A 13,395-nucleotide genomic window follows, 5' to 3' on the forward strand; every position below is an offset into this window, starting at 1 on the left:
GGCGCCCCCATTCCCCGCCGCCGTCATACAGTTTGTGCCGGGTGACCCCCCACACCCCGCGGCCCGGGGCCGTCAGTCCCCCCTCCTACAAGCCCCCCCCCGGTTCCATGTCCGACCCCGCGCGCCGCACACGGAGCGTCACCACCCGCTCCCACACTGGTGCCATGACCCAGACCCGGACCCGACTCCGCACCGCCGCCGCGGCCCTCGCCCTCTCCGCCGCCGCCCTGCTGCCGACCGCCCTCCCCGCCCACGCCGAGAGCCGGGCCGAGGCCCAGGTGAACGCCTTCTTCGGGCAGTACCGCGACGCCGTGCTCGGCCAGAACCCGAACCAGGACCCGCTGGAGGTCCGCGAGGAGTTCCTGACCCCGGAGCTCAACACCGAGCTCGACCAGTGGGCCGCCGACCACGACGCCGACCCGGTCTTCCGGGCCCAGAACGTGCCGGTCGGCTGGTCGGTCGCCTACGGCGGCAGCGGTGCCGGCCACACCACCGTGATCCTCACCGAGAACTGGGCGGGCGGCGGCCACACCGACGTCTGGTACCAGGTCCGGCTCGACACCCTGCAGATCGACGGCCTGGAGGACGCCCCGCAGTAATTCCCGGGCCGGCCGTCGCTTTCCTCACAGCGCTCCCGCCACCCGCACGGTTAATCTGGTGAACGTGCTCCTACTCGTCAGCCGTCGCCACGTGGACCTGCTCCGCGTCATCAGCATGTCCTGTCGCTGCTCCCGCTGACCCCGTCCTCCCCCTTCCAGGATCCCGGCCCCGGGGACGCGACACCATCTCCGTCGTGTCCCCCCGCCGCCCGGCCACCACCGCCGGGCCCGCCGGACTGACCCCAGCGGATGTCACCCCATGTCGCAGCAGCACACCAACGCCCTTCCCGTGATCGACCTGTCCGCCGCGGACGGCACCCCCGAGCAGCGGGCCGCCCTGCACGCGGAGCTCCACCGCGCCGCCACCGAGGTCGGCTTCTTCCACCTGATCGGCCACGGCGTCTCCGCGGCGGAGACCGCGGACCTCACCGGGGCGATGCACGCGTTCTTCGCCCTCCCCGAGGACCAGCGGCTCGCCGTCAGCAACCTCAACTCCCCGCACTTCCGCGGCTACACCCGCACCGGCGCCGAGCGCACCGCCGGGCGCAGCGACTGGCGCGACCAGTTGGACATCGGCCCCGAGCTGCCCGAGCACCGGCCGGGCGCGGACGAGCCCGCGTACTGGTGGCTGGAGGGCCCCAACCAGTGGCCGGCCGACCTGCCGCAGCTGCGCGAGGCCGCGCTGCACTGGATCGACCGGCTGGACGACGTCGCCCGCCGGCTGCTGCACGAACTGCTCACCGCCATCGGCGCCCGCCCCGACTTCTACGACCCCGCCTTCTCCGGGCACCCGGCCCATCACCTCAAGTTGGTCCGCTACCCGGGCAGTTCGCCCGAAGGCGGCAACCAGGGCGTGGGCGCGCACAAGGACTACGGCTTCCTCACCCTGCTGCTCACCGACGGCGTCCCCGGCCTGCAGGTGGAGCGGTCCGACGGCAGCTTCCTGGACGTGCCGCCGATGCCGGGCGCCTTCGTGGTGAACCTCGGCGAGCTGCTGGAGGTGGCCACGGACGGGTACCTGAAGGCCACCAACCACCGCGTCGTCTCGCCGCCGGGGGCGCGGGAGCGGTACTCGGTCCCGTTCTTCTACAACCCGCGCCTGGACGCCCACATCGCCCCGCTCGACTTCCCGCACGCCCACCACGCCCCCGGCGCCACGGAGGACCCGGCGAACCCGCTGTTCGCGGAGTTCGGGCGCAACGAGCTGAAGGGGTACCAGCGGGCGCATCCGGAGGTGGCGCGGCGGTTCTACGCGCTGACCTAGGCGCCCGCCCGCCCGGTGCTGCTGCGGCCCCGGTCCCCGCCCCGGGGGCCGGGGCCGCCCGTTCCGCGCCCCGCCGTCCCGCTCCCCGCAGACAGGCCCCTCGCCAGGACCGTCACTGCTACTGTCACAGCAGAACTGTCCCACCTGGAGCCCTGATGTCCGCGCCCGTGCCGCTGCGCCTGACCGTCGACGAACTCGCCGCCCGCGCGGGCGTCACCGTGCGCACGCTGCGGTTCTACAGCGGACGCGGCCTGCTCCCGCCCCCCGAGCTCGGCCCGCGCCGGGTCGGCTTCTACGGCCGCACCCACCTGGACCGCCTCGAACTCATCGAGGAGCTCCAGCGCCAGGGCCTCACCCTCGCCGCCATCGAGCGCTACCTGAACCAACTCCCCGAGGACATCGGCGCGCTCGACCTCGCCATCCACCGCGCCCTGGTCGCCGCCTGGACCCCGGAGAGCACCGCCGCCGAGGAGGCCGACGTCGAGCAGCTCTCCCGCCGGGTCGGCCGCGAGCTGACCCCGGAACACCTCGACCGCCTGGTCGCCATGGGCGCCCTGCACCGCACCGACCGCCCCGACACCTTCCGGGTCGACCCCGGCCTGCTCCCGCTCGGCGCCCGGATCCTCGACCTGCCGATCCCGCTGGAGACCATCCTGGCCACCCGCGCCGTGGTCCGCCTGCACAGCCAGGCTACCGCCCGCGACCTGCACCGCCTGTTCCGCGAGACCGTCTGGAAGCCGATCCGCGAGAGCGAGCCCGACCCGGCCGCACTGGACCGGATGCGCGAGCTCACCGCGGAGATCGAACCCCTGCTCGCCCAGGCCCTGGTGACGGCCTTCCACCGCTCACTGGCGGACCAGCTGCTGGGCGACACCGCACCGGACGGGCCGGACCAGGCCTGACCCGCCCGACGGTGCGGCCCCGCGCACCCCGCGTCTCACCCCGAGCCGCAGAGCTTCGCCACGTCCGCCGCCGCGCTCAGCACCGGCCCGACATCGGCCTGCTTCCCGGCCGTGGCCGCGTCCTCGGCCTTGCTGACCGCGCCGTTCAGCGCGTCCAGCCGGGTGCCCAGGTCGCCCTTGTTGCCGCTCCCCTTGAGCTTCTGGGTGTCCGAGCCGAGCTTCTTCAGCGCGTTGATCGTGTTCTGCCGCCGGCTCTCGTCGGTGATCTGTCCGACATTGGTCGCCGAGTCCTTCAGGTCCTGCACGTCGCCGGCGATGCTGATCGCCGTCTTCCCGCAGTCCAACGCCTGCTGCGTGGTCGGGTCGCACCCCGCCATGGCGGCCCCGGTCACCGCCAGGACCACCGCCGCCAGCACACCACTCCTGAGCTTCACAGCCTTCACGGACATGACGGGGCTCCTCCCCCTAAGACGCCTGAGACACCCGGAATTCCACGGCCCGGTGCCTCGATCGCACCAGTAGGGGCGGCCAGGGGGAAACCCCTAACCGCCCCCCTGGCCGACGCGCCGTCAGCTTTCGGTCAATCCGGCAGGGACCGACACCGAGCCCGGCCCTAGCTCAGTGCCGCCGACCGCCAGGCGCCCCCGACCCGCACGTACAGCCGGTTGTCGGTGGTGTCCACCGCCATCGTCCCGTCCAGCGGCGGGTGCGTGAACGAGGCGTCGCTCACCGGGCCCGCGACCAGCCGCAACGGCGGGTTGGGCGCGTTCTTCGTCGGCAGCGTGCCATTGGCCTGAAGTCCCACGCTCCCCCAGGAGCTCTCCACCCGGAAGTCGCCCGCACTCGGCTCGTAGTAGATGTGCGGCCCGGCCGGCGCGGTGGTGTACTGGCCCACCACGTTGCGCACCACGGCCGTGGTCCCCGGCCCGGCGTACAGGTCCACGCCCGCGTTGACGGTCGCCACGCTGCCGTTGGCGATCAGCACGTTCTCCAGCGCGCTGCCGCTGGCGGCCCAGGCGATGATGTTCTGCGCCTTCTTGCTGGTGTACCCGGTGGCGAAGTTGCCCGCGTAGCAGTAGATGTTGGTCGCGTACACGTGCCGGCAGGACGCGTCGGTCTTGAGGTGCGGGCCGCCCTGCATCTGCGAGGTCTCGAACTTGCAGTCGGTGAGGTAGATCCCGTTGGGGTTGTTGCTGTTGTTGACGCCCTGCGTGATCCAGATCGCGCCGGTGCCGAACGCCTCCAGCCGGCAACCGACGAAGTGCAGCTGGTTGTTGTTGTCGCCGCTGTACCCGTGCCCGGACGCGGCCGAGGAGTTGCGCAGGTAGATGTTCGGCTGGCTGGTGCTGTCCGGCGTGCCGGTGCACCCCTCGATCACCAGGTTGTAGAACCGCGAGTCCCAGCACTCCACCGCGTCGATGGCGACATCGTTGTTGCTCGACATGTAGACATCACGCACGTACGTGTTGTCGTTGTAGTACAGCTCCAGCAGCAGCCCGGTCTTGTTGTTCCCGTTGAACCCGAGGTTCTCCAGCGAGCAGTAGCGCCGGTGGCTCCCCCCGCTCGGATCCGTGGCCGGCCCCGAGATCGCCAGCAGCGTCCCGTTCCCGCCCTTCACCAGGGTGGCCGCCTTGGCGCTCGCCCCGACCAGCTTGATCCCGTTCCCGTTCACCGCCAGCGCGAGCCCGTTGGCCTGCGGCGCCACCAGGTACTGCCCGGCCGGGAAGTACACCGTCCCGCCCCCGCCGTTGGCCGCCGCGTCCAGCGCCCCCTGCACGGCCGCGGTGTCATCGGTGACCCCGTCCCCCTTGGCCCCGAAGTCCTTCACGTTGAACCAGTCGGGCCCGGTCACACTCCCCGCCTGCGCCTCCCCGGCCCCCGCCGCCAGCCCGGCCCCGGCCAACCCGGCCACCGCCCCGGCGAACAGCGCCCGGCGCCGTGTGGTCTCCCCCATGATCTGACTCCCCCTCAGTTGATCTACCAGTGCCCCTCAACATCCCAGCGCACCGGGCCACCCGTCAAGGCGCAGGAGTCACACCTGGCTCACACGCACCGCGTGAACCCTTCTGCACCATGACGAAGTTGAGCACCACTTCCGCGCCGCACCCCCCGATCGAGCCGCTCACCCTCGCCGTCCGGCACCGTGACCGCCGCATCAGTCCGCGCCGTCCGCCCGGAGAACCTCGTCGCGAGCGCCGTGGCCGCGACGCTCCTCCAACCGGAGATACGACGGCCTCGAATTCTCGAGCCAGACGTCGACATCGGCAGCCAGCGAAGGAACCTTCTTCTTCACCGAGTCGGCCAGCCCGACCAGCTCGACCCAGGAATCCGCCATGAACGCCTCGTTCAGACCCAGTGCGACAGCGACACGGAACTCGTCACCGGACTCCAGCCACCTTCGCCCAACCTCGAAGATCCCGGCGCCCTCGTCGTCGAGGATCCACGAGAGCGCCAGGAGCTGTTCGGAGAGGTAGCCGGGCGGGAGGTTCGGCGCCCGATGCTCGACCAGATAGTGGAGAACGTCCTCGATGTCCACGGTCAGGCCTCTCTGTGGGTACTGGTCCCCGTCAATGCCGGCGCCCTGGCCGACGATGCCCCGCACGTCAGATCGCGGCCGGAAGATGGTGCGCCGCTGCGACGCCGGCCGCCGTGCGGAGGTTCGTGAAGTAGGAGGAGCAGTACTCCTCGTTGATCAAGGGGAGCACCCTGTCCAGGGCGGCGATGCACGCCCACAGGAGGGCGACGCCGTCACTGTCCAGTCCGCCCTTCAGCTCCCTGCCGAGCAGACCGGCGGTGTCCGCGTCCAGCAGGATCAGTTCCACGCCGTCGATGTCGACGCCGCGGAAGCTTTCGGGATACGGCGCGCGCCGGTGTTCCTCCCACAGGCCGGCAAGTCGGTCCTCCGGCTGTGCCCCGCCCGGACCGACGGGCACCTCGTCCGCTGCCGATGGTGAACGCGAGAGCAGCGAAGCGGCATCGAAGACAGCACGCACCATGCCGATGGCCCTGAGGGGCTGGAGGACAGCGCTGGTCGCAGTCCCTTGCACGAGCCGATCGCGCAGCAGGCGGCAGCGGTCGAGTTCGGCGGCGAGCTCCGCTGTGACGAGGCCCGTGGCGCTTGCCCGCCCGATCAGCTCCTGGAGCGGCTCGTTGACTGCCAGGCGCTCCGTGAGGACCTGCTCCAGGGCAATCAGCGAATGCACCACTGCGACAGTGGCGAACTCGTACCGGTAGAAAGAGTGTCGGAGGAGCTCGCGGGAGGTCTCCAGTGCGCTCATGACCGACATCGACGCGGCAACGGGCAGACTCAGGCCGCCGACCAGCGCGTGCATGCCCTCATAGTCCAGGACGACATCACGGACGCGCAGGTCCGGTAGTGGCTGGGCGGTGTTCACCGGTGCAGTCTGGTCGTCACTGGTCATCGGCACCAATGGATATGCGGGCCTGACGCCTCCTTCAGGCCACGGGCTAGAGGAGGTGATCCGCCTTGCCCGCCTTGATGTCCAGGATGAGGGTCCGGAGCGCGGTGATCGAGTCCGCGATGGCGTGGTCCTCCTGGCCGGCGACGGCGATGTAGGCGGTGCCGGAGGCGTCGGTGCCGAGGCGGAAGCAGTTGTTGCCCTCGCCGCAGAAGGGGGCTTCCCACGTGATCTCGGGCATCGGGTCTCCTAGAGCTGTCGGGCGATGGTGTGCATCAGGTCGCGCGAGGCCTCCGGGGACAAGGCCGCTTCGGCCATCCAATCAAGGTGGGCGCGGTACTTGGTCAGCTGGGCCTCGGCTCCGGTGAAGTGCGGGCCGTGGGCGGAGTCGAGCTGGACCGTGTCGAGCTGGGGGACCGGGCCTGCTGCGTACAGGAGCGCGTGGCCTGCGCCCGGGAAGCTGCCGCACTCGACGGGGACCACCCGGAGGGAGATGTTCTCGCGCTCGGACTCGACGCACAGGGCCTCGAGTTGGGCGCGCATCACCGTGCGGCCGCCGAACTGCATGCGCAGGGCCGCCTCGTGGACGTAGCCGATGTAGGGCAACGGGTTCGCACGCTCGAACACGCGACGCCGGGCCGTCCGGTGGTTCACCCGCAGCTCGACCTCCAGCCGGGAGAGCGGCGGGAGCACTGCGGCGAAGATGGCGCGTGCGTAGTCCTCCGTGTGCAGCAGGCCCGGGACGTGGACGGTCTGCATGGTCTGGACGCCGTTCGCGTGCCACTCCAGCTCGGCGATGTCCAGCAGCCCGGACGGCAGGACACCCCGGTACTCCTCCCACCAGCCGCGCTCGGAGGTGTCGGCCATCGCGGCGAGGGCCTCGATGTACGCCGGATCAGCGCAGTCGTAGTTGCTGGCGAGGGTCCGCACCCGCTCCGGGGTGACGACCCGGATGCCCGACTCCATGTTGGAGATCTTCGTGCGGTCGAGCCCCAGCAGGCCGGCGGCGTAGTCCGTGCTGACTCCGGCCGCGGTCCGGAGCCTGCGCAGTTCGGCACCGAGGCGTTGCTGACGCTCGGTCGGAGTCTGACGGGTAGCCATTCCATCCTCTCGGACTGGGGTTGGGGCAAGTCTGCCGCGGGGAGCAGCACGCAGTCCAACTCGATGGTGGCAATTGCCACAGAACCAGTGGCACTTTGTCCGCCCCACCCGCTAGCTTCAAGTAGCCACCTGGTCACAGTTGGCAATCGCCCCTTGCGAGGAGTCAGCCATGCCCGAAACCCCGCTCCCCTCCATCCCCCGCACCTGGCGGTTCCCCGCCGAGCTCGCGTCGGTCCCCCGTGTCCGGCGGGCGGTCTTCGACGCGCTGCCGAGGCCGTGCTCGCCGCAGCTCTCCTACGAGCTGCGGCTGCTGGCCTCAGAGTTGGCGACCAACGCGATCAAGCACGGGGCGCGCGGCAGCGAGGACGAGACGATCGAGCTCGTGTTCTGGACGGCCGACGGGTTCCACTGGCTCGCCGTCTCCGACCCCGGGGAGGGGTGGCCCGCGATGGCGACGCCCGGGCGCGACGTGTGCGGCGGGCGGGGGCTGGTGCTGGTGGAGGCGCTCAGCGATGTGTGGGGTGTGGCTGAGCGGGCCGTGCGCGGGAAGTCGGTGGTGGCGGGGGTCCGCCGGACGCTTCGCTGATGCGCGCGGCCCGGTGGAGTCCCGTCGCCCATCGTGTGCGGCGAGCGGCAGCGTCCGAGCTCACCGCCCGGCGGGACGGTCCTTCAGGCCGACCATGACGTCCTGGGCCTCGGTCAGTTGGTGGATCACCAGGATGGCGAGACCGGCGGCCACCACGCCGATCTGGGCGACGTACGTCGCGTCGGGGTCGAACACGGTGCCGGAGATGCAGAAGAACACGAAGGCGCTGGCGAGCTTCGCGAGCCACGCGGCCCACCACGCGTTGATCAGCCACGGGCTGCCGGTGCCGCCGCATGCGCGCCAGATGTCGAGTGCGGCGCGGCGAGGGGCCCAGAACATCTTGCGCGGGTGGAACCAGAGGCCGACGGCATCGGCTTCGGAGAACGCGTGCCGCCCGGGACCGAAGTGTTCGGCGTTGCGGCGGCAGCGGTGGAACCAGGTGAGGAAGAGGCCGACCCTGATGACGAACAGCGCGCTGCTGACGGGGACCAGCCAGACGACGGCGGAGTCGCGGCCGCCGGTGGCCATCACGGCCAGGTAGGCCAGCGGACCCACCGCGATCATCACCTGCGTGGCCAGGGCGAACGGTCGGGGGTCGGCGAGCGGGCCGTGGTAGGCGATGGCGCGCGGGTTCGGGCGCGCGGGATCGCCGTTGGACATCGAGCTCACGGGAAGTGCCCCCACCTGATGTGCGTGCGATGGAGGTCACCGCCGGTTCGCCCGCAGATTAAGGGGCGCGTCGCACAGGTGTCCAGCCGGATTCAGCAGGCGGGGAGTGAGCGGCTGCCCCTGGCAGAGGGCAGCCGCTCGGACCGGTGCAGGCGGTCAGTCGGTGAACGTCCCGCCCTCCGCCGCGAGCCGCTCCAGGCTCGCCGGCGGGGTGAACCGGTCGCCGTAGGCGGCGGCCAGCTCGCGGGCCCGGGCCGTGAAGCCGGCCACGCCGCCCTCGTAGCCGTTGATGTACTGGAGCACGCCGCCCGTCCAGGCCGGGAAGCCGATGCCGAGGATGGAGCCCACGTTGGCGTCGGCGACCGAGGTCAGCACACCCTCGTCGAGGCAGCGCACCGAGTCGATGGCCTCGGCGAAGAGCATCCGCTCCTGCATGTCGACGAACGGGACGGCGGCGTCGGCACGGGTGAAGTGCTCGCGCAGGCCGGGCCAGAGCGCGAGCCGCGAGCCGTCCTCCGCGTAGTCGTAGAACCCCGCCCCGCCACTGCGGCCCGGGCGGTCGAACTCCTCCACCATGCGGTCGAAGACCACGTCCGCCGGGTGCGCCTGCCACACGCCGCCCGCCTCCTCCACCGCGCGCCGCGCCTCGCCGCGGATCTTGCGCGGCAGGGTGAGGGTCAGCTCGTCGAGGAGCGAGAGCACCTTCGCGGGGTAGCCGGCCTGGGCCGCCGCCTGCTCGATCGAGGCGGGCTCGACGCCCTCCGCGACCATCGCCACGCCCTCGTTGATGAACTGGCCGATCACGCGCGAGGTGAAGAAGCCGCGCGAGTCGTTGACCACGATCGGGGTCTTGCCGATCGTGCGGACCAGGTCGAAGGCGCGCGCGACGGCCTCCTCCCCCGTCCGCTCGCCCTTGATGATCTCGACCAGCGGCATCTTGTCCACCGGCGAGAAGAAGTGCAGGCCGATGAAGTCCTGGTCGCGGTCGACGGCCTTGGCCAGCAGGCTGATCGGCAGCGTGGAGGTGTTGGAGCAGAGCAGCGCGTCGGGCGCGACCACGCTCAGCACCTCCTGGAACACCTGGTGCTTGAGCTCGACGTTCTCGAACACCGCCTCGATCACCACGTCGCACCCGGCGAGGTCCGCGACATCGGCCGTCGGCGTGATCCGGGCGAGCAGCTCGTCGCGCTGGGCCTCGGTCTTGCGGCCGCGCGCGACCGCCTTGTTCAGGATCCCCTCGGAGTACGCCTTGCCGCGCGCGGCGGACTCGGCCGAGACGTCCTTGAGCACGACCTCCAGGCCCGCCCGGGCACAGGAGTACGCGATGCCCGCGCCCATCATCCCGGCGCCGAGGACGGCGACCTTCCGGACCGTGCGCGGCTCGATCCCGTCCGGTCGCGAAGCCCCCGCGTTCACCGCGTTCATGTCGAAGAAGAGCGCCTGGATCATGTTCTTCGCGGTCTGCCCGGCCGCCAGCTCGGTGAAGTACCGCGCCTCGATGACGAACGCGGTGTCCACGTCCACCTGGCTGCTCTCCACCGCGGCCGCCAGGATGTTGCGCGGGGCGGGGTACGGCGCGCCGTTCAGCTGCTTGCGCAGGTTCGCGGGGTACGCGGGCAGCTGCGCCGCCAGCGCCGGCGAACTGGGCGTCCCGCCGGGGATCTTGTAGCCCTTGACGTCCCACGGCTGCTGCGCCGTCTCGTGGTCCAGCACAAAGGCCCGCGCCTTCGCCAGCATCTCCTCCGGGGAGGAGGCCAGTTCGTGCACCAGGCCGTTCGACACGGCGTCCGCCGGCGCGTACTGACGGCCCGTCATCAGCCACTTCAGCAGGGCGTCGGCCAGCCCGAGCAGCCGCACGGTGCGCACCACGCCGCCGCCACCGGGCAGCAGGCCGAGGGTCACCTCGGGGAAGCCGAGCTTGCTGCCGCGCGCGTCCAGCGCGATCCGGTGGTGGCAGGCCAGCGCCAGCTCCAGGCCGCCGCCGAGCGCGCTGCCGTTGATCGCGGCGACCACGGGCTTGCCCAGGGTCTCCAGGGTGCGCATCGCCTGCTTCAGCTTCAGCGAACCGGCCAGGAACTCGCCGGCCTGCGCGGGGGTGACCTTGCCGAGCATCTTCAGGTCGCCGCCCGCGAAGAAGGTCTTCTTCGCCGAGGTGATGATGACGCCGCGCAGGTCGGAGGTGGCGGCCAGCCGCTCCACCACGGCGGTGAACTCGGCGGTGAAGGCCGCGTTCATGGTGTTCACGGACTGGTTGGGGTCGTCCAGGACCAGGGTGACGATCCCCTCGGCGTCCTGCTCCCAGCGGATAACGGTCGTCTCGCTCATAGCAGTTGTGTTCTCCAGAACAGAGGGGTCGTCAGATGCGCTCGATGACGGTGGCGATGCCCATGCCGCCGCCCACGCACAGGGTGGCCAGGCCGTAGCGGAGCTCGCGGCGCTCCAGCTCGTCGATCAGGGTGCCGAGGATCATCGCGCCGGTGGCGCCGAGCGGGTGGCCGAGCGCGATCGCGCCACCGTTGACGTTCACCTTCTCGTGCGGGAAGCCCAGTTCGTCCATGAAGCGGAGCACCACCGAGGCGAAGGCCTCGTTGATCTCGACCAGGTCGATGTCGGCGGCGGTCAGGCCGGCCTTGGCCAGCGCCTTGCGGGTGGCGGGCGCGGGACCGGTCAGCATGATGGTCGGCTCGGAGCCGGAGACGGCGGCGGAGACGATCCGGGCCCGCGGGCGCAGCCCGTACCGCTCGCCGACCTCGCGGCTGCCGATCGCCACCAGCGAGGCGCCGTCCACGATGCCGGAGGAGTTGCCGGCGGTGTGCACGTGGTCGATCTTCTCGACCCAGTGGTACTTCTGCAGCGCGACGGCGTCGAAGCCGCCCAGGTCGCCGATGGTGGCGAAGGCGGGCTTGAGGCCGGCCAGGGTCTCCACCGTGGTGCTCGGGCGCAGGTACTCGTCGCGCTCCAGCACCACCAGGCCGTTGCGGTCCAGCACGGGGACGACCGACCGGTCGAAGAGGCCGTCGGCCTGCGCCTTGGCGGCGCGCGCCTGCGACTCGGCCGCGTACGTGTCGACGTCGGTGCGGGTGAAGCCGCCGAGGGTGGCGATCAGGTCGGCGCCGATGCCCTGCGGGACGAAGTTGACGTCGAACGAGGTCATCGGGTCCATCGCCCAGGCGCCGCCGTCGGAGCCCATCGGGACCCGCGACATGGACTCCACGCCGCCGGCCAGCACCAGGTCCTCCCAGCCCGAACGGACCTTGGCGGCGGCCAGGTTGACCGACTCCAGGCCGGAGGCGCAGAAGCGGTTCTCCTGCACGCCGGCCACCGTGTCCGGCAGGCCGGCCGCGATGGCCGCGATCCGGGCGATGTCCGAGCCCTGGTCGCCGAGCGGGCTGACCACGCCGAGCACGATGTCGTCGATGGCGGCCGGGTCCAGGCCGGGCAACCGGTGCTGGATCTCCTTGATCAGGCCGACCACCAGGTCGATCGGCTTGGTGCCGTGCAGGGCGCCGCCCTGCTTGCCGCGCCCGCGCGGGGTGCGGATCGCCTCGTAGATGAACGCTTCGGTGCTCACAGGGTCCTCTCAGCGGGGTCAGCGGGGCCAGCAGGTTTGGCGGGGTCAGCCGGGTTGGCTGCGTCGGCGGCCCCGGCGGTCAGCGCCGGGACGCCCCAGTCGCGGGCGACCTCGGCGGTGTCGGCGCCGGGCAGCGCGGGCGGGCGGCGCAGCGCGCCCGGCGTGGCGGAGAACCGCGGCGCGGGGGCGGGCTGGGTGAGCCCGTCGTGCTCCACGTACGTGCCGCGGAAGCTCAGGTGCGGGTCGGCAGCGGCCTGACGGAGCGTCAGGACCGGTGTCACGCAGGCGTCGGAGCCGGCGAAGACGGCCGTCCACTCCGCGCTGCTGCGGGTGGCGAACCGGGTCGCGATCAGCGCGCGCAGCTCGGGCCACCGGGCCGTGTCGTACTGCGCGGGTGCGTCGGCGGGCAGGTCGAGCAGGCGGGCGAACTCGGCGTAGAACTGCGGCTCCAGCGCGCCGACCGCGAACCAGCCGCCGTCGCGCGCCTGGTAGGTGGCGTAGCAGGGGGCGCCGCCGTCCAGCAGGTTGCCGCCGCGCCGCTCCCGCCACTGGCCCTGGGCCAGCAATCCCCAGAACAGCGTGGCCAGGTGGGCGGTGCCGTCGACGATCGCGGCGTCCACCACCTGGCCGGCGCCGGTGGCCCGGGCGTGCTGCAGCGCGGCGAGCAGGCCGACCACCAGGTAGAGCGAGCCGCCCGCGTAGTCGCCGAGCAGGTTGACGGGGACGGCGGGCGGGCCGTCGGCCGGGCCGATCATCGAGAGCACGCCGGTCAGCGCGGTGTAGTCGATGTCGTGGCCGGCGGTGGCGGCGAGCGGGCCGTCCTGGCCCCAGCCGGTCATCCGGCCGTAGACCAGGGCGGGGTTGCGGGCCAGGCAGGCGGCCGGGCCGACGCCCAGGCGCTCGGCGACGCCGGGGCGGTAGCCCTCGATCAGCAGGTCGGCGCGGGCGACCAGGTCGAGCACGGTGGCCGCGCCGTCCGGGGCCTTGAGGTCCACCAGCACCGAGCGCTTGTTGCGGTTGGTCAGGTCCAGCGCCGGGTCACCGGCCAGCGGCGAGCCCTGCGGGCGGTCCACCCGGACCACGTCGGCGCCGAGGTCGCCGAGCAGCATGGCGGCGAACGGACCGGGGCCTATCCCGGCCAGCTCGACCACCCGGACGCCGGCCAGCGGGCCGCCGACCGGTGCGGCGCCGCCCGGCGCAGCACCGTGTCCGTCCACCTGAGGTGCCACCTGACCGTCGCCTCCCGAGCGTGACAGTAGAGCTGTAACACTCGGGATGGTATGC

14 protein-coding genes are annotated in these 13,395 nt (G+C 71.9%); 4 read left to right on the plus strand and 10 right to left on the minus strand.

Annotated features, from left to right (window positions below):
• Positions 1–164 precede the first annotated feature (164 nt).
• The 3 genes from ACFW1A_RS29970 to ACFW1A_RS29980 all read left to right on the plus strand — a co-directional run bounded on the left by ACFW1A_RS29970 (position 165) and on the right by ACFW1A_RS29980 (position 2,765).
• Positions 165–599 (plus strand): hypothetical protein, encoded by a 435-nt coding sequence (locus ACFW1A_RS29970; RefSeq protein ID WP_380414193.1) that lies wholly within the window; start codon positions 165–167, stop codon positions 597–599.
• Positions 600–858: 259 nt separating this feature from the next.
• On the plus strand, positions 859–1,863 hold the full coding sequence (locus tag ACFW1A_RS29975; protein ID WP_380414195.1) for an isopenicillin N synthase family dioxygenase: 1,005 nt from the start codon (positions 859–861) through the stop codon (positions 1,861–1,863).
• A gap of 155 nt (positions 1,864–2,018) precedes the next feature.
• Positions 2,019–2,765 carry a MerR family transcriptional regulator gene (locus ACFW1A_RS29980; RefSeq protein ID WP_380414197.1) on the plus strand — a complete coding sequence of 249 codons (747 nt, stop codon included), beginning with the start codon at positions 2,019–2,021 and terminating at the stop codon, positions 2,763–2,765.
• Positions 2,766–2,800: 35 nt separating this feature from the next.
• On the opposite strand, the gene ACFW1A_RS29985 is transcribed toward ACFW1A_RS29980, so the two are convergent.
• The 6 genes from ACFW1A_RS29985 to ACFW1A_RS30010 form a co-directional block, all read right to left on the minus strand.
• Positions 2,801–3,214 (minus strand): hypothetical protein, encoded by a 414-nt coding sequence (locus ACFW1A_RS29985; RefSeq protein ID WP_380414199.1) that lies wholly within the window; start codon positions 3,212–3,214, stop codon positions 2,801–2,803.
• 164 nt (positions 3,215–3,378) lie between these two features.
• Positions 3,379–4,719, minus strand: coding sequence for a glycosyl hydrolase family 28-related protein (locus ACFW1A_RS29990; RefSeq protein WP_380414201.1), 1,341 nt, complete (start codon positions 4,717–4,719; stop codon positions 3,379–3,381).
• 201 nt (positions 4,720–4,920) lie between these two features.
• Complete coding sequence (locus tag ACFW1A_RS29995; RefSeq protein ID WP_380414202.1) at positions 4,921–5,301, minus strand: hypothetical protein; 381 nt, start codon at positions 5,299–5,301, stop codon at positions 4,921–4,923.
• 67 nt (positions 5,302–5,368) lie between these two features.
• Positions 5,369–6,187, minus strand: coding sequence for a hypothetical protein (locus ACFW1A_RS30000; protein ID WP_380414204.1), 819 nt, complete (start codon positions 6,185–6,187; stop codon positions 5,369–5,371).
• Positions 6,188–6,233: 46 nt separating this feature from the next.
• Positions 6,234–6,425: a hypothetical protein gene (locus ACFW1A_RS30005; RefSeq protein ID WP_380414206.1), complete on the minus strand. Its 192-nt coding sequence runs from the start codon at positions 6,423–6,425 to the stop codon at positions 6,234–6,236.
• A gap of 8 nt (positions 6,426–6,433) precedes the next feature.
• On the minus strand, positions 6,434–7,285 hold the full coding sequence (locus ACFW1A_RS30010; protein WP_380414208.1) for a helix-turn-helix domain-containing protein: 852 nt from the start codon (positions 7,283–7,285) through the stop codon (positions 6,434–6,436).
• Positions 7,286–7,454: 169 nt separating this feature from the next.
• Here ACFW1A_RS30010 and ACFW1A_RS30015 point away from each other — a divergent pair, with 169 nt between their 5' ends.
• On the plus strand, positions 7,455–7,871 hold the full coding sequence (locus ACFW1A_RS30015; RefSeq protein ID WP_380414210.1) for an ATP-binding protein: 417 nt from the start codon (positions 7,455–7,457) through the stop codon (positions 7,869–7,871).
• A gap of 60 nt (positions 7,872–7,931) precedes the next feature.
• Here the strand turns inward: ACFW1A_RS30015 and ACFW1A_RS30020 are convergent, their stop codons facing one another.
• From ACFW1A_RS30020 to ACFW1A_RS30035, 4 genes are all read right to left on the minus strand, one after another.
• Positions 7,932–8,531, minus strand: a complete 600-nt coding sequence (locus ACFW1A_RS30020; RefSeq protein ID WP_380414212.1) for a DUF4328 domain-containing protein — start codon at positions 8,529–8,531, stop codon at positions 7,932–7,934.
• 165 nt (positions 8,532–8,696) lie between these two features.
• Positions 8,697–10,865, minus strand: coding sequence for a 3-hydroxyacyl-CoA dehydrogenase NAD-binding domain-containing protein (locus ACFW1A_RS30025; protein ID WP_380414214.1), 2,169 nt, complete (start codon positions 10,863–10,865; stop codon positions 8,697–8,699).
• A 31-nt stretch (positions 10,866–10,896) separates the two neighbouring features.
• The gene (locus tag ACFW1A_RS30030) at positions 10,897–12,111 is read right to left on the minus strand and encodes an acetyl-CoA C-acetyltransferase (protein WP_380414217.1); all 1,215 of its coding nucleotides are present in this window, start codon (positions 12,109–12,111) and stop codon (positions 10,897–10,899) included.
• Positions 12,108–13,328, minus strand: a complete 1,221-nt coding sequence (locus ACFW1A_RS30035) for a CaiB/BaiF CoA transferase family protein (protein WP_380414221.1) — start codon at positions 13,326–13,328, stop codon at positions 12,108–12,110. The genes ACFW1A_RS30030 and ACFW1A_RS30035 overlap by 4 nt, the downstream gene beginning before the upstream one ends.
• Positions 13,329–13,395: the final 67 nt, after the last annotated feature.

Source organism: Kitasatospora sp. NPDC058965 (genome assembly GCF_042741245.1).
Lineage (GTDB): Bacteria > Actinomycetota > Actinomycetes > Streptomycetales > Streptomycetaceae > Kitasatospora.